General features: G+C 60.2%; 16 protein-coding genes. 9 read left to right on the forward strand and 7 right to left on the reverse strand.

The features are described from left to right. Window positions 1–130: 130 nt before the first annotated feature. A complete protein-coding gene (locus AC5RWX_RS01080) occupies window positions 131–1,288 on the reverse strand; it encodes a thiolase family protein (RefSeq protein WP_493939849.1) in 1,158 nt (385 codons plus the stop codon). A 76-nt stretch (window positions 1,289–1,364) separates the two neighbouring features. Continuing rightward, a complete protein-coding gene (locus AC5RWX_RS01085) occupies window positions 1,365–2,345 on the reverse strand; it encodes an SDR family NAD(P)-dependent oxidoreductase (protein ID WP_493939850.1) in 981 nt (326 codons plus the stop codon). Window positions 2,346–2,735: 390 nt separating this feature from the next. On the opposite strand from AC5RWX_RS01085, the gene AC5RWX_RS01090 reads away from it, so the two are divergent. From AC5RWX_RS01090 to AC5RWX_RS01100, 3 genes are all read left to right on the forward strand, one after another. After that, the gene (locus tag AC5RWX_RS01090) at window positions 2,736–3,113 is read left to right on the forward strand and encodes a Zn-ribbon domain-containing OB-fold protein (RefSeq protein ID WP_493939899.1); all 378 of its coding nucleotides are present in this window, start codon (window positions 2,736–2,738) and stop codon (window positions 3,111–3,113) included. Window positions 3,114–3,244: 131 nt separating this feature from the next. Next, on the forward strand, window positions 3,245–4,414 hold the full coding sequence (locus tag AC5RWX_RS01095; RefSeq protein WP_493939851.1) for a thiolase C-terminal domain-containing protein: 1,170 nt from the start codon (window positions 3,245–3,247) through the stop codon (window positions 4,412–4,414). Between the two features lie 123 nt (window positions 4,415–4,537). Continuing rightward, the gene (locus tag AC5RWX_RS01100) at window positions 4,538–5,695 is read left to right on the forward strand and encodes an MFS transporter (RefSeq protein WP_494096871.1); all 1,158 of its coding nucleotides are present in this window, start codon (window positions 4,538–4,540) and stop codon (window positions 5,693–5,695) included. An 81-nt stretch (window positions 5,696–5,776) separates the two neighbouring features. Here the strand turns inward: AC5RWX_RS01100 and AC5RWX_RS01105 are convergent, their stop codons facing one another. Together AC5RWX_RS01105 and AC5RWX_RS01110 are read right to left on the reverse strand one after the other, a co-directional pair. Further along, on the reverse strand, window positions 5,777–6,724 hold the full coding sequence (locus tag AC5RWX_RS01105) for an isocitrate lyase/PEP mutase family protein (RefSeq protein ID WP_494096872.1): 948 nt from the start codon (window positions 6,722–6,724) through the stop codon (window positions 5,777–5,779). Between the two features lie 37 nt (window positions 6,725–6,761). Beyond that, a complete protein-coding gene (locus AC5RWX_RS01110) occupies window positions 6,762–7,649 on the reverse strand; it encodes an SDR family NAD(P)-dependent oxidoreductase (protein ID WP_493939854.1) in 888 nt (295 codons plus the stop codon). A 482-nt stretch (window positions 7,650–8,131) separates the two neighbouring features. Here AC5RWX_RS01110 and AC5RWX_RS01115 point away from each other — a divergent pair, with 482 nt between their 5' ends. Next, window positions 8,132–8,644, forward strand: coding sequence for a cupin domain-containing protein (locus AC5RWX_RS01115; RefSeq protein WP_493939855.1), 513 nt, complete (start codon window positions 8,132–8,134; stop codon window positions 8,642–8,644). Further along, window positions 8,641–9,591, forward strand: a complete 951-nt coding sequence (locus tag AC5RWX_RS01120; RefSeq protein ID WP_493939856.1) for an isocitrate lyase/PEP mutase family protein — start codon at window positions 8,641–8,643, stop codon at window positions 9,589–9,591. Before AC5RWX_RS01115 ends, AC5RWX_RS01120 begins: the two co-directional genes overlap by 4 nt. 110 nt (window positions 9,592–9,701) lie before the next feature. Here the strand turns inward: AC5RWX_RS01120 and AC5RWX_RS01125 are convergent, their stop codons facing one another. Next, entirely contained in the window at window positions 9,702–10,163 is a 462-nt protein-coding gene (locus tag AC5RWX_RS01125; protein WP_493939857.1) for a MaoC/PaaZ C-terminal domain-containing protein, read from the reverse strand. Window positions 10,164–10,432: 269 nt separating this feature from the next. Between AC5RWX_RS01125 and AC5RWX_RS01130 the strand changes: the two genes are divergently transcribed. Further along, complete coding sequence (locus AC5RWX_RS01130; RefSeq protein WP_493939858.1) at window positions 10,433–11,473, forward strand: NADH:flavin oxidoreductase; 1,041 nt, start codon at window positions 10,433–10,435, stop codon at window positions 11,471–11,473. Window positions 11,474–11,549: 76 nt separating this feature from the next. Here AC5RWX_RS01130 and AC5RWX_RS01135 read toward each other — a convergent pair whose 3' ends face one another. Together AC5RWX_RS01135 and AC5RWX_RS01140 are read right to left on the reverse strand one after the other, a co-directional pair. Then, window positions 11,550–12,827 (reverse strand): cytochrome P450, encoded by a 1,278-nt coding sequence (locus tag AC5RWX_RS01135; protein WP_493939859.1) that lies wholly within the window; start codon window positions 12,825–12,827, stop codon window positions 11,550–11,552. A gap of 48 nt (window positions 12,828–12,875) precedes the next feature. Further along, complete coding sequence (locus tag AC5RWX_RS01140) at window positions 12,876–14,090, reverse strand: type 2 periplasmic-binding domain-containing protein (protein ID WP_493939860.1); 1,215 nt, start codon at window positions 14,088–14,090, stop codon at window positions 12,876–12,878. A gap of 222 nt (window positions 14,091–14,312) precedes the next feature. On the opposite strand from AC5RWX_RS01140, the gene AC5RWX_RS01145 reads away from it, so the two are divergent. The 3 genes from AC5RWX_RS01145 to AC5RWX_RS01155 all read left to right on the forward strand — a co-directional run bounded on the left by AC5RWX_RS01145 (window position 14,313) and on the right by AC5RWX_RS01155 (window position 15,857). Continuing rightward, the gene (locus tag AC5RWX_RS01145) at window positions 14,313–14,837 is read left to right on the forward strand and encodes a hypothetical protein (RefSeq protein WP_493939861.1); all 525 of its coding nucleotides are present in this window, start codon (window positions 14,313–14,315) and stop codon (window positions 14,835–14,837) included. Next, window positions 14,812–15,498 (forward strand): integrase catalytic domain-containing protein, encoded by a 687-nt coding sequence (locus tag AC5RWX_RS01150; RefSeq protein ID WP_493939862.1) that lies wholly within the window; start codon window positions 14,812–14,814, stop codon window positions 15,496–15,498. Before AC5RWX_RS01145 ends, AC5RWX_RS01150 begins: the two co-directional genes overlap by 26 nt. Window positions 15,499–15,632: 134 nt before the next feature. After that, window positions 15,633–15,857, forward strand: a complete 225-nt coding sequence (locus AC5RWX_RS01155; protein WP_493939863.1) for an acyl-CoA dehydrogenase family protein — start codon at window positions 15,633–15,635, stop codon at window positions 15,855–15,857. Window positions 15,858–15,861 lie beyond the last annotated feature (4 nt).

Below are 15,861 nucleotides of genomic sequence, written 5' to 3' on the forward strand. Positions count from 1 at the left end.
GACTGGTTCGGCGCGTGCCACTGCTGGCGCGGCGCCGTCAATCACGCGATGAACCATGCGCGGGTAGCGCGTAAAAACGGGCAAGCCCCCTGATCAGGGCTTGCCCGTTTTTACGCCTGGAAGGCGTCGGTCAGTCCAGCAACTCGAGAATGGTCGCGTTTGCGAGACCGCCGCCCTCGCACATCGTCTGCAGGCCGTACCGGATCCGATTGCGCACCATGTGGTGCACCATCGTCGTCATGAGGCGGGCGCCTGACCCGCCGAGCGGATGCCCCATTGCGATAGCGCCACCGTTCGGATTCATCAATTCGGGCCGGGCTCCGGTTTCGGCAAGCCAGGCCAGGGGGACAGGAGCAAACGCTTCGTTAACCTCAAACACCCCCATGTCCTCGACACTGAGACCAGACTGTTTAATGGCCTTGGCCGTCGCCCCGATAGGCGCTGTCAACATCATGACGGGGTCATCGCCCGCCAGCACTGCGGTGTGCACGCGCGCCAGGGGCTTGCGTCCGAGTTCCTTGGCCTTGTCAGACGTCATCATCAACAGGGCGCTGGAGCCGTCACTGATCTGTGACGAGTTTCCCGCATGGATCATGCCATCCGACCGAAAGACGGGCTGGAGGGTGGCGAGCTTCTCCGTGGTGGTTGACCTTCTCAGACCCTCATCTGCATCCACTAACTCGCCATTAGCGAGTTGAATTGGTGCAATCTCGCCCTCAAAATGGCCTGCATCCACGGCCTGCGCCATCCGTTGGTGAGACTGGAAGGCGTACTCGTCGAGTTGCTCCCTGCTGAGGTTCCATCTTTCAGCGATCGCCTCCGCGCCGAGGCCCTGGTTGAACGTCGCGCCCTCGTAGCGTGCGGCGAGATTCGGGCTCAGCCAATCCCCCAGGTCGGGGTTGCCAATAGAAGATCCCATCGGCACAGCGCTCATTACCTCGACACCGCCAGCGACGACAACATCGTACTGGCCGGCGATGAGGCCTGCCGCAGCGAAGTGAACGGCTTGCTGGGACGACCCGCACTGGCGATCGATCGTGGTGGCTGGCACCGACTCCGGCCATCCTGCACTCAGGACAGCGGTCCGGCCGATATTCATCGCCTGCTGCCCGACCTGCTGTACACAGCCCCAGATAACATCGTCGACTAGCTGGGGATCAACATCCGCCCGTCCGACAAGGGCGTTGAGCGCATGAGCCGACAGGTCGGCCGAGTGCACATTGGCCAAGCCGCCATTGCGCTTTCCAACCGGTGTGCGAACCGCTTCTACGATTACTGCGTCTCTCAAAGGGGCCTCCAATTATGTTACATTCGCTAACTGCAGTTAGCCTATCAGGTGGACCTCCGCGATCATAGGGATCGATTCAGGGGGAGACCGCTTCCGGCAGGAAGTCGAATTGGTCGCGCAGTCCGTCGAGGATGAGACTGTTTGTTGGCTTTTGGGTCACGTAGCCCGGGCTGTCGTCGTCGAAATTGTCGGTGATCAGCGTGGCGAGCTCATCTGATGTGAGAACTCTGTCGTCGTGGTAATCGAAGCGCGGCGATGGGCCGTCGAGAATGCGGAACATGCCGCCCCCACTGGCAAAGACTTGGCCGTTCACGTTGGCGCCAGCCGGGCCAGCCAGCGCCACTACAAGCGGCGCCACATTGTCGGGGCCGGTAATCTCGTCCTCTGGCGTGACCTGCGATGTATCGCTTTCCGGCTTCACCATCCGGGTGGTGGCGCGGGGACAAAGCGCGTTCACACGCACACCGAACTGGCGGCAGGTCTGCGCGGCGCCCAATGCAAGAGTGGTCACGGCCGCCTTCGCTGCGCAGTAGTCGACGCGCCAGGGCGCAGCGTTGATGTACCCCTCCGAGGAGGTCATGATCAGCCTTGCGTCCACCGGCGCCTTCTGGCGGCGAGCTTGCTCACGCCAATGGCGCGTGGCGGCGATGGCGATGCAGAAGCTGCCCCTGACGTGAACCCTCATCACACGGTCAAGGTCAGCGAGGTCGATGTCCGGCACGACTTTGGCTGGCGGCTGATTGCCGGCGTTATTGACCACGATGTCCAGTCGTCCAAAAGCTTCGGTCGCGGCGCGGATCATGCCGTCGACATCGTCCTCGTCGGCGACATCGCCGTAGTCGGCAATCGCGTTCCCACCGCGGGCGACAATCTCCGCGACCACCGCGTCGGCGTGGTCCGAAGTGCGACCGCTGCCTCCGAGGTCGGTGCCAAGGTCATTGACCACTACCGCACACCCTGCCTCTGCGAGCGCGAGAGCTTCCGCCCGGCCCAAGCCGCGCCCCGCTCCAGTAACGAGAGCGACCTTGCCAGTCAGCGTGAGTGTCTTGTTGGCCATGACTTCTCCTATTTCGGGTTTTGCGAGCGGAGGCAGAGTACCGTCGCGCTAGTTGAAAGCTTCTCGATCCCCTTGTTTCCAAAGCGGTATGGGCCGAGTGCGCGCGATTCACGCTAACGCCGGATAGTCATCTTGTCTACACAACCTGGCAATCGAGAAGGTGGAACTGCAAGCTAACTCATGGTAGCTTGTTCCTGTCCGGGCGCGAAGTTCGCAGACCACGTATTGGCAGAAAGAGAACGCTGCCAAATCGCCCGAAGCCCATAGAAGTATCTGAGGAGCGTAGATAGCGTGACAAACGAGAACCGACGACTAATTCGTAGTGACGTCGCTGCCGGGGCTTTCGGTCTTGCGGAGCAATTCTCGTCAATTGTGGCGGAGAGCGCTCGCGTGGCGGTCCAAGTCTGTACTTCCTGCGACAAACCGCAGTTCCCACCCATGCTGATCTGTAACCGTTGTCATTCGTCCGACCTTGACTGGTACGACATCGGGGGCGCCGCAACAGTCACCAGTTGGATACCTGTGGAAGGCGGAGAAGAAACGCCGAGTGTTGCGATTCCGAAGAAGCTCCTGGAGCACACGACCTACGCAACGGTCTTCGTCCAGCCTCACGCCATCAGCGAAGAGTGCCACGTTCCTGCGCTGCTTACTGGACCAGGAGTCGAGTCGCTTCACCACGGCCAGGTCGTACAACTCCGCATCGCGAACCTAACGGGTCGACCCGTTCCGACAATCGAATTGAACGCTGAGGTCGTTTCCGGCCGGTGAGCGGGGCGTCGGCGCGGCGGGTGTGAAGCCGCAAAGTCCGGTCCGCGTCCGAAATTACGAATGAGCAGCCCTACGCAGCGGCGGCCGCAGTCGGCCGCGAAACGTGTACGGAACGCGAGGAGAAGGTAAGAATGACAAGCAGAAGCAAAGCAGTGATCGCAGGAATTGGCGAGACAGAATTGACTCCTCGGGGCTCAGGGCGCTCCGGCGACGCGATGACGGTCGAGGCCGCACTCCGAGCCTGCGCTGACGCGGGAATCTCGCCGCACGATGTCGACGGCGTCGTCAAGTACACATATGACACGTCGATCAACTCGTTCGCGTTGCTAGCCAACCTTGGCGCCAAGGACTTGAACCTCGCGGTTGAGGTGCCCTTCGGAGGTGGTTCCTGCGCCGCTGTGGTCGACGTCGCCCGCTCAGTCGTGGAGGCTGGAAAAGCCAAGGCGGTTCTGTGCTTCCGTACGGTGACCGCCGATTCGTGGATGAAGCAGATGGTCACCGCTGATCCACTGCGTCCGTACTACATGGAAACACCTTGGTACCTTCGTCCAGTCGGGTGGACCGGTTACCTAGGGTTGTTTGCCGCGTTCTACAGTCAATATGCGGCCAAGTATCCGATGGATCGTGAAGCGCTTTTCTCGACGGTTAATCTAATGCGCGCAAACGCGGCCCTCAACCGTCAAGCGATCTACAATGAGCAGGTCTCCCGCGAAGACTACTTCAGCGCACCTCTCACGATCGGGCCTTTCACTAGGTACGACGAACTCGCCCTCGCCGACACGAGCAGCGTGGTGTTAGTGGCCAACGAAGACCTAGTCCGCGACTCCGACCTCAAGCCGATCGAAATTGTCGCTTCCGGCCAATCGCATGGGCCGGATCCGCGTGCCTTCTTCGATTCTCGCGTGCTGACGTCAAACCTAGATAGCCCGGCGTCATGGGTCGCGAGAAAACTGTACGAAGAGAGCGGGCTCACCGCCGATCAGCTCGACGTCGGACTCGTTTACGACTGCACCAGCTTTACCCTGCTTCTGACCGCTGAGCAGTTTGGCCTGAGCGGACCAGGGGAGGTTGTCGAGCGGCTAAACGCGGGCGAGTTTGCTCCGGATGGCCGTCTTCCCCTCAACCCGCACGGCGGAGACTTGGCGTCGGGGTACTCCCACGGCTTCAGGAACATTGTGGAGGCGGTGAAGCAGCTGCGGGGTACAGCCGACAACCAGATCAAGGACGCCGGAGTCGCATTGGTGGCCGGCCCGCAAGCCGGGCCAACCTCCGGACTCATCTTGCGCCGACCGGGCGCATAGACATTGCAGTAGCTCCGTCGTTAGCGCCTCGGACGCTCCGGTGACACGGGTGTTTGGACCGACCGTCTGTGCAGGAGTTGTGAGCGCGTGAGATTCGAAACGAGATTGTGGAGCCGGCGGTTCGTGCTCTCTATCGCTGTGAATTTCTTTGTCACCCTGGTGTTCTATCTGCTGATGACGTCGATGGTGCTTTTCGCTGTTGAGCAGTTCCAAGCCTCCGAGTCAGCCGCCGGTTTCGTCGCGAGTTGCTTCGTACTAGGGGCGGTTCTGGCGCGCCCCTTCGCCGGTAAGTTTCTCGACTTCGTCGGTAGAAGGCGAATGCTTCTAATCGCACTGTTTCTGTTTCTGGTGGCAGGGGCGCTCTACCCTCTTGCGGACACCCTCTTCCTGCTGATGATTATGCGGGCTGTGCATGGAATCGCCTTCGGCGCGGCAAGCACTGTCATCGCGGCATCCGTCGTCTCGGTGATCCCTGCCGGGCGGCTCGGAGAGGGAATCGGGTACTTTGGCATTGCAACCACGTTGGCGAGCGCCGCTGGGCCCTTCCTTGCAATCGTGCTCACCGCCTCGGCGACGCACGACGCGGTGTTCGCAGTTGGCTCGGCGGCTGCGTCTGCTGGGCTCGTCCTTGCCGTGTTCCTTCGGCTGCCGGAACAGCGGCTGACGCCGGAGCAGGTGGCCAGCAAATGGCGGATGCGCCCAATTGATTTGTTCGAGCCATCGTGCCTTGCGATTGGCAGCGTCATGTTCGTAGTCGCGGTCGGTTTCTCGGGGGTGCTGACATTCCTCAACTCGTTCGCCCAAGCGGAAAACATGGTGACAGCGGCCAGCGTCTTCTTTCTCGTGTCCGCCGGCGCGATGCTCATCGTTCGTCTTTTCGTCGGACGAATTCAGGACCGTCGTGGCGACAACGCAGTGATCTACCCCACGCTTCTCGCGCTCGCCCTCGGTCTCGGTCTTCTCGGGTACTCGCCCGACGGGTTTGTTCTGGTCCTTTCGGCCGTATTCATCGGCTTTGGCCTCGGAGTGCTTCCCCTGAGTGCGCAGACCATCGCTGTCACGATGTCGCCCCGGCACAGGGTCGGCGTCGCTACGTCGACGTTCTTCGTCGTCATGGAAGCTGGATTCGGAGTTGGTCCGTTCTTGCTCGGTGCGCTGCTGCCGCTGACAGGCTTCCGTGGCATGTACGGCGTTCTCGGCGTCACGACCTTGCTGGCGGGGGTGCTTTACCACTTCGTGCACGGATTTCGAAACTACAACGCGGCTCAAATCTCGGACTGACCGTGGCGATGCTAAAGAACTACAGGGGCGGCCAGTGTCTGGCCGCCCCTGTAGTTCTTTAGTTAGTTGTTCCTTAGTTCTTTAGTTAGTTGTTCCTTCGTAGTCGCGCTGCTGGTTCTCCGGTACAAACCGTCGTTCGAGCTCGCGGACCTCCGCGTACGTTGGTCGCACGAACGCGTCTCCTTTTCCGATGAACTCCTCAGTTCCCTCAGTCGCGAACAAGCCATCGATATAGTCATCGACCGGGCGCAACTCGCCGGTCTTCTTGACTTGCAGCAGCAGCTGCCATGTCTCAGGAAGGGCCGGTACAGCGAACTGCACAATATTGATGGCCTGACCCATGGCACTGAGTTCTGCGACAGGCGGCGTCGGTCCGGCCTGCCGTGCTGCGATGACGTACGCCGGTCCCGGGGTAGCGGCCAGAAGTCGCTTGCTTTCCTCCCAGGTTCGGATCCCCTCGTAAAAGATGACGTCCACGCCTGTCTCTTTTTTGTAGAGCAGCCCGCGGCGAAGAGCCTCGTCGAGACTGCCGCCCGATGCGGTATATCCATCAGTGCGAGCTGTTATCACGAAGTCGGGATCAAGCTCGTCCCTTGCCTCACACGCGGCGCGCAGCCGACCAATCGCCTCTTCGTCCGACACGAGGGAGATTCCTGCCAGGTTGCCGGCCTTCTTCGGGTCGAGTTGATCTTCGATATGAATGCCCGCGACGCCCGCGGCGATGAACTCTTGTACCGTCTTGCGCACATTCTGGATTCCGCCGTACCCGGTGTCTGCGTCGCAATAGATTGGAATGTCCACCGACTGCACGACCCGTCGAGCGAGGTCGATGACCTCGGTGCGCGTGAGCAGCCCGACGTCGGGATGCCCGTACCACCACGCCATTAGCGCTCCCGATATGTGGAACGCGCCGAACCCGGCGTGTTCAGCCATCTGCGCGTGGACCGGAAACACCCCAAACGGCATCAACTCCGTGCGTGGACTCTCAAAGAGTCGCTTCAGCCGGGTTGTGCGACGAAGCTCGCTCATATTGCCCATTTCCTTCCCCGCACGGGACACGGTGCGATCAGTCAACCCGTGGCGCCGGCGCACCCGCAAGGATACTTTCGAACTCTGCCTGCATGGATGAGGGGGCCGGATGCGTCAAGATGTGAGGCATGTTTGCCCGGATCCCCGCGAGCACGAGATTGCCCACATTGTTTGTGCTGATGTATTCGTTCTCGACTGCAGCCACATCGGGATCTTCTCCGCCCTGGAGGGGACCCGCCGACGCTTTGATACGAGACTTACTCGCTTGGTCGTAGTCGCTCCACGGCTTCACGTTCCGGTTTTCCGACTGTTCATTCGCGGGCCTCTTGCTCTCGATCGAGACGATCGGGGTGCGCACAGCCCCCGGGTGCAAGATGCTCACTCCGATGCCCTGGGTCTTGAGCTCTTCTCTCGCGCACCGTGAGAAGCCATCGACCGCCGCCTTTGACGCGCTGTAGGGCGCGTGACCGGCGATTGACTTCAAAGATGCCACGGATGAGTTGTTGACGATGTGCTTTTCGCCTTCCGTTTCAAGCATCCGAGGCACAAAGACATGATGGCCGTGAACGACTCCCCAATAGTTGACGTCCATAACCCAGCGATAATCGTCCAAGCTCGCGTCCCACGAGGCGCGGAACGGACGCAGTGTCACGCCGGCGTTGTTGATCAAGAGCTCAACAGACCCAAACTCTTTGTATGCCGCGTCCGCGAGGGCTTCGACGGAGCCGACATCCCTCACATCCACGAAGTGTGCGAGGCTTCGTCCGCCAGCGGCGACAATCTCATCCGCAACGGCTTTGGGATGTTCGCTGGTGCCAGCCACGACAACGTTCGCACCTTCCGCGGCAAGAGCCAGCGCGATCGCGCGGCCAATCCCGGTGCCGCCCCCCGTCACCACTGCAGTGCGCCCTCTGAAGTCGTCCATGATCGTCCTTCCACTCATAATCGGTTCCGCGCGACATACCGCCAAACGGGAATCATCTCGTCAACTGTCCTGGCACCCACGCAAGCACATTGTTCCCAGCCACGGTGGCTATTGGCCCCATCGGCTAACTTTGGACTGTCGTTCCGCCTAGTTCTGTATCGTGGTTCCTTCACAGGACGTGCACCGTATATGGCTGTGATTCCACGTGAAGAATGAGATCCACACTAACAACTGTTAGCTATTTGTCAACCTTCACAAGATCCCAAAACGACCAGTTTGACCTAGCTCCCAGTGAGTTCCATCGACGGTGTCGAACCCAATGCGCAGCGCGATATTAGCGGGGACTTCTGTTACTCTTTCGCCTAACCGTCGTTAGGTGAAAGCGAGCGTTGCGCGACTTGTGGTCGCTGCTGTCTCGTTATCAGCGTCACGACAGATGACGCAGGTGGCGTCGGCATATGTCGAACAGGAGGAGATGGGTAATGGCACTAGCAAACGAATTTCAGATAGTGGTCGCCGCGATCGATGAGAACGGTGTTTCCCGGTTCATCGAACCAGGACCCGCTGCGGACGCCGCAACTCGTAAAAGACCCGGAGTTTCCGAAGCGGCGTGGCTTTGGGACATCATCGGTCAAGCCTCTGTGCCCGACAACGTTGGCGCTCCCTCCAAAGACATGCTTTTCCCCGCTCCAGGAGACTGTAAGGTCGGAGTCTTCCGTTTCGAGGCGCACTCCGCGGGCAAACTCAACGCTGTAGGCATGCCCGGTGCGCTCGACGTGGCTACCGACGACGCCGATATGCACGCGTCGCAGACAGTAGATATCGAGATCATCCTGTCCGGAAAGGTAGATATTGCCTTGCCGGGTGGGGAAGTGCGTGTGCTCACTCCAGGTTCGGTTCTGGTTATGGCTGGCGCACCCCACGCTTGGCGCAATCACTACGACGAGGATTGCACCTTTGTCGGCGTGGTGCTTGGGACCAAGAGCTCGTCATGACCACACTCCGTCGCACGACGCGCCTCAAGCGACTTTTCGAGAGTCAGACCACTGAGCTCATGCCGTTTGGCGTGATGCCGGTTCACGCTCAGATGGCCGAAGCAGCGGGGTTCAAGGCGTTCTCTATTTCCGGCGGTATGACGGCGTGGTGGTATGGAATGCCCGACGTTGGCCTCGTGGCTCGCACTGAAGTGGTCGATTTAGCCCGGCGTGTCGTGCAGGCGGTCGATATCCCCGTTTATTGCGATGCAGACACCGGATATGGCGGTATTCAGAACGTACGCAAGACCGTCCAGGAGTTTGTAGCGGCCGGGGTCGCCGGTATTCACATTGAGGATCAACGGGATCCGAAGATAACAGGCGGCTACGCGGGCGTAGAGCTTGTCTCAGACGATGAAGCGATCGGTCGCTTCGCTGCAGCGTGCGAAGCTCGCGATGAGCTGGACCGGGACTTTGTAATCACCGCTCGAACTGATGCGTACGGGGCAGCAGGCGGCGGGCTAGAGGAGGCGCTGCGGCGCGGAAAGCTGTACCGGGACAAAACCGGCGTGGACGTGATTTTCTACGAAGGGATTCGCACATGGGAAGAAAGCCAGTGGCTGTTAGCTGAAACCCCGGGCCCCGCTTATGTGATCGCTAGCCGCCAGGCTGGTCGCACACCATCAGTCGCAGAACTGAGCGCAATGGGCCAGGCCATCAACATTGTTCAATTCGCAGTTCCCGCTCTTCCCGAGACCTGGAAGCTGTTACTGAAGGTGAAAAACACCGGGGAAATGGCACCGGTGGATGAATACATTGAAGACCTCTTTGCCGAGCAGGACTCGGAGGAGTTCATCGGGAAAGGCGACGCGTTCGTTAAGCCAACATACGAAGAGGTCCGCAAGCTAGAGGAGCGGTACGTACCCGCGAATCAGCAGCGTGACTACGAGGGTACGGACCCCGCCTGAAATATTGAATGCGTGGCGGCGACGCCACGCATCCACCGGGCCGCATCGCCTGGCGCGAGACTGCGGTGACGGCTGCGCATGGCGGGTGGTCTGGCATTCCGCAGGAACGTTCAGTTCGGTCGACGCAGCACTAGCGACGGGCAACGCGCTTCCATGACGATCACGCCGTCATCTCGGATCATCTCCCAGCCCATGACTAGAACTCCTGCTTCGGGTTTGCCTTGTGATGGTCGAACGGAAATTACCGTGGCGCGACCGATCAACACATCGTCGGGTCGAACTGGTTCGAGGAAGCGCAGGTTGTCTATCCCAAGCCCTGCAACATTGGCGGTGCGGGAGACCAGTTCCGAGACATACATCTTCATGAATACGCCGACCGTATGCCACCCGCTGGCGACAAGACCACCGAAATGAGTCTCGCGGGCCCCTATCGGGTCGACGTGAAACACCTGAGGGTCGAATTCTCTCCCGATGCGGATGATTTCGTCAGAGTTGACGCTGCGTCGGCCGAGTTCGAACGTCAGGCCAGGCTCGAAGTCCTCCCAGTACATCATCGGGCCAGAAGATTGCATGGATATTCCCCCACACTCAGCGCCTCACTCGGCATACGGGCGACAGATAGTTCTAATCGTCAGCTAACTGCTGTTAGTCTAAGCGTGGCGGACCCTTTTTGGCTACCCGTTCTTCGCAACTGTGGGACGCTGCCTAATCCAACGAACGGAGTGTTTTGTCGTCCACGACTGAAAATGCGGGGAGCTCGCCCGACCCACGGTCGCTGCTTGAGGGTGTCGACGTCAGCCCCCTTTTGGCGCCGTACGAGCCCCTTCAGGGACTGCTGAATATGTCGAACCGCTTCGTGATGGCTCCGATGACACGAAAGTTCTCTCCCGGGAACGTGCCCGGTGACGACGTAGCCGAATATTACGCGCGGCGCGCGGCATCTGTTGGTCTGCTGGTCACGGAAGGAACATATGTGGACCATGAGGCGGCGGGCGACTCCAGCCGGGTTCCATTCGCGTACGGCGACTCTGCTCTCGCAGGCTGGCGCAAGGTGACCGACGCGGTCCACAGCCGTGGCGGCAGAATCTTTGCGCAACTGTGGCACAAAGGTCCCGCCCGCCGACCGAACACCGGACTGTTCCCCGATGCGCCGGTCGCTACTCCGTCCGGCATCGGTCTCACTCAGCAACCCGTCGGCAACCCGCTGGACACAGCGACTATCGACGCGATCATTGAGGGCTTCGCGCGATCTGGGAAAGGTGCGATGGAGGCCGGATTCGATGGCGTCGAGATCCACGGCGCGCACGGTTACCTGCTCGATGCGTTCAAGTGGGACAGCACCAACCGACGCACCGATCGCTATAACGGCAGCATCGCCGCTCGTTCGCGTCTTGGCGCCGAGGTTGTCAGAGCGATCAGGGAGGTCACTGGACGCGACTTCCCTATCTCTTACCGATTCTCGCAATGGAAGTCGTTGAACTACGAAGCGCAGAACGTGCGCAACGGGCCCGAGTTAGAGCAAATGCTAACCCCGCTCGTTGACGCGGGGGTCGCGTTCTTCCACGTCTCGACGCGGCGCTTTTGGCAGCCGGGCTTCACCGGATCCGCTCGCACCCTTGCCGGCTGGACCAAGTACGTCACCGGCCTGCCGACGATCGCTGTCGGATCCGTCGGGATCGCCTCGCCCTTCGTGGGAGAGGACGAATCTGAGTCGTCGCTCAGCCTCAAGCCACTTATGGAGCTATTCGAACAAGGGGAATTCGACATGGTCGGGGTCGGACGCGCGCTCCTGGCCGACCCCGACTGGGTCAGCAAGCTCGCCTCCGGCCGTACGTCCGACATCCTCCCGTACACGAAGGCCAGCGCAGACATCCTGCACTGACCTCAGACTGGGTCAGTGCAGGATGTCTGCGGTTGCGCGCGGATGTGGTGACAGCGTCGTCGAGTCTGTCACCACATCACGTGCTGAGTTTCGCCATCGCGGGGTGAAGGTCGACATGGAGAGAGGCGAGCCCGTTGGATACGTGGTCGACGATCCACACAGGACGGTCCGCGTCACGGATACTGAAGTTCGGGAACGCTGCAAAGAAGCGTTCGAAGAGGACCACAAGCTCCAGTCGAGCGAGATGGCGCCCCAGACATTTGTGGATTCCTTCCCCGAATGACAGGTACGGATTGGGGTTTCGTTGAATGTCGAACCGTTCAGGGTCATCAAACACTCGTTCGTCCATGTTCGCAGATGAGACGAGTGGGACGACCCAGTCGCCAGCCTTTATCTCCTTGCCTGCTAGCTGGTGATCAAACCTCGCGACTCGCATGCGCAAACGAGCAGGCGTCACCCACCGAAGAATCTCATCAATCGCACTATTCATCAGCTCCGGCCGCTCAATAAGGAGGTCGAGCTGGTCGCGATTCTGGTGAAAGAGCCAGAGCCCGACTGTGGCGGCGTTACGAGTGGTTTCCAGGCCACCGGTGATGATCATGTTTACCCAGGCGGCGACCTCCTGATCGTCCAGCGGGACCCCTTCGATCGAGCACCCCGCTATCACCGAAATGAAGTCGTCACGCGGCTCCTGGCGGCGCTCGGCCGCGATTGCCTTCGAATATGCGGCGAGCTCTTTGCGCGCTTGTGTAGAAGTCTCGTGCGGAGTCTGCCCTTCGACCGCGAACCGTGGTTCCGCGGGAGCCATGATCTGCCACACCAGCGTGCGAAGTCTGTGCCAGTCTTCCCGCGGCGCACCAAGGAATTGGAGGATGACGTGCATCGGCATGTCACCCGCGAGCTCCTCAACGAACTCCGTGTGACCCGCTTGCGCGGCACGCGCGATCAGGTCGTCCACGACCTCCTCGACGCTGGTCCGCATCCGTGAAATATTCGGGACACTGAAGTACTTGTTCATCGGCTGGCGGAATATCGTGTGTTGAGGCGGGTCCATCCTCGCGACACTCGCGTTGTACGTCAAGTCGTGAAGTTGCATGCTGGTTAGGCGTTCAGGGCTACGAGGAAGACGCATATCCCTATAGATACTGTAATTGACCTGGTCCATGAATATGGTCTTCACATCCTCATAGCGGGACACTACCCAAAACGGACGTCCGTACGCTTTCGAGTCGACCCAACGAACCGGGTCTTCATCACGAAGCCGCTTGAAAGCCGCCCGCGGTTCACCGTCCTTGTACCACTTCGGATCGGCAATTCCTTGATCGATTTCGTCCCAGCTGGGTGGCGTGGTCATCTTATTCCTTTCGGTTGTGCAAAAACTTATAGCTCAGCGTGGTCGCGGCTATTCCGACGGCCGGTGCGGCGCGAGCGTCTCTCTGAGAAGCTCCTGATATGCATCCCAGTCGATCTTGTCGATAGCTTCGACCATTGCAACTCGGAGCTCTGCAGCGCTCTGCTCGTTATTGACCTCCACGCCGATCTGGCTTTCGACCATCTCTGCCCACCGCTCTAGAGCGGCGGCGTAGTCGTCGACCATGCCCTGCGGGTTGTTCACACTAGCCGGAGCAGACGTCGGCAGATCAGCGATGGCACTGCGCTGATGCTCAAGCATCAAAGGCTGGAGCAGTGAAACGTCCTCGAAAGTCAATCCGTACTTTTCGGGACCCTCGGTCGCCCAGTATGCGAAGTCCTCGAGGGTGGTGCGTACCCTCTGGGTTAGAAAACCAGGAACCGCATCGTGGAAAACCTGCTGCACTTCGAGCGGAAGGCTTTCCCACGTGTCCTTATTCATGATCCAGCCAGAGCCAAGACCACCACTCATACCCATCGGCATGTAATGCGACGCGATCTCCCAGAACCCGCTTGAAATCAGGGCAGGCACGGGCCCAGCGAAACAATCGATGACTCCTCGTTGGAAGGCTTCGTAGCTGTCCGCGACGGGAAGGAAGACTGTGGACATGCCAATTGACTCAACTTCTCCCGTCCACGGTGGACCGCCCACGCGGGCGATCTTGCCTGCTGCCTGCTCAGGGGTCGTGATCGATTCTGTGCAGAGCATATCGACCGGATAGGCTCCGCTGATCGTGAGCTCCACGACGTTATGGGCTGCGAGTTCGTCCGAGACCAAGCCCGTGGCCGCATAGTGCTCAACAGTTGCTCCCATTGATTGGAGGTACCCGCCGGGAAAGGACTTTGCGCTCATCCCAGCTGCTCCCGTGAACCAATTGCTCCCGGGGATGGCATTACCCCCGTACTGCAAAACGAAGGCCGCCATGTCAGCGACGCCTGCACCGACGCTCGTCAACGTGTCTGATGTGGGGAACAGCGCACCCGACCAGAAGTTGTTAAAAGTTACCTTCCCGCCAGTTCTTTCAGTAATCTCGGCTTGGAACTTGAGAATGTCCCGACCGCCGGGACCGTTCTCGGGAGAGTAATCGTGGAATACGAGCTCGATCGGTTCCATGTCGGCAAGGGCATCGCCCGTAGCATCACCGTCGGCGTCCGGGGCGGAGGAGCAACCTCCCATAAGAAGGCTGACTGCGGCTACTGCTGCCACCGCGGATGTATATCTGCGCATTTGTGACCTGGGGCTCCATTCTCGACTGTGAGACAACTTGGACCCTAACACGTGTTAGCCAGCATGGCGAGTGCCGCGCGTTGACTCATAGAAACCTTCGCGTAGCCGGATACGTTGCCTCATTTGAATTCCTCCGCCTGACGGCGTGGTTCACCCGTGAGGCAGCGGATGCGGACCATGCCCGTTTCTATGGAGCTAACGATGGCCCAGCGGCAAGCTGTGACAAAGAAGAAAGCCCTCGCCTACAAGAACGCCGATCGTGCAGGGAAGTCCCAGATTCTGGACGAGCTGGTCGAGTTGACCGGTTGGCACCGCGACTACGCGAGGGCGGCCCTGAGAGAAGCCCTCGTCCTGAAAATCGTCCTGCCCAGGCCCCGCAGGACACCGGTCTACGGGCCGGAGCTGCTGCCGCCGCTGATCAAGTGCTGGGCGGTCCTCCGGGCCCCCGCCGGTAAGCTCCTGGCTGCGTCCATGCCGTTCCTGGTGTCGATGCTGCGGCGCGATCATGACATCAAGATCAGTGACGCCCAGGCCGACCTGCTGGTGCATATGAGCGCGGCGACCATCGACCGGAAACTGGCCGGCGAACGGGCCAAACTGATCCCGCGGGGGACGCTCGCGTACCAAGCCCGGCACGCTGCTCAAATCCCAGATCGCCATCCGTACCTGGGCCGAATGGGACGACGCCGTCCCGGGATTCGTGGAGATCGATTTGGTCGGCCATGACGGCGGCAACACCTTCGGCGAATTCTGTTTCACCCTGACAGTAACCGACATTACGACCGGGTGGACCGTGAACCGGGCCGTGCGGAACAAGGCCGCCAAGTGGGTCTTCGAAGCCCTTGAACACATCAGCGCCGTGTTCCCGTTCCCGATCACCGGCATCGATTCCGACAACGGATCCGAGTTCATCAACGAGCACCTGCTCGCCTACTGCCACGCACACGAAATCACGTTCACCCGTTCCCGTCCCGGGAACAAAAACGACGGCGCCCACGTCGAGCAGAAGAACTGGTCACGCGTCCGCGAACTCGTCGGCTACCTGCGTTACGACACCGCCGCCGAGCTGGATAAGCTCAATGAAATCTGGGAACTGGACCGCGTCTTCACCAATTACTTGCTGCCCCAGCAGAAGCTACTCGAGAAGCAGCGCCACGGGGCGAAAGTCAGAAAGAAGCACGACGTCCCGGCCACGCCGCACCAACGCGCGATCAGGCACCAGAAGATGCGCAAACGTCCGATCATCCAGATGAACGCCGGGCTCAAAAGGATCAAGCCCGGCCCGCTTTCCCGCCAGATCCTGGCCCTGACCGGGGAGCTGGAAACCCTCGCCCTGGCAAAGAAAGCAGCCCCGCTAAAACCAATCAACAGGGCCTGGAACCACTAGCCATACCGGAGGTTTTCAATGAGGCAACGAATCACTGTTCCCGGAGGTATTGCTTTGCGGCAACAGGGTGCGGCAAGCACGTTCGGGTCGGCAGCTTTACGTCATAATTGATAAGAGCTAACGAGCGTTAGGCCATGTCGTGGCAAACGGGAACGGCGGCAGGCTCCGTCGCCGGCAAGCTCGCCATCCACGACGACCTCGCAGTCCCAAGCCGGATGCTTTCAGCCTGGTGTTCATCGACAAGGGAGCGGCCGGCTTCGACGAGGGCCTTCCTTGACGCGCGGGTGCATCACATCTACGGCGGCTCGAACGAAATCATGCGCGAGATGGTCGCCCGCAAGGTCAGCGGCCGTAGGTAGATGC

This window comes from Arthrobacter sp. SPT-J7 (genome assembly GCF_059089965.1).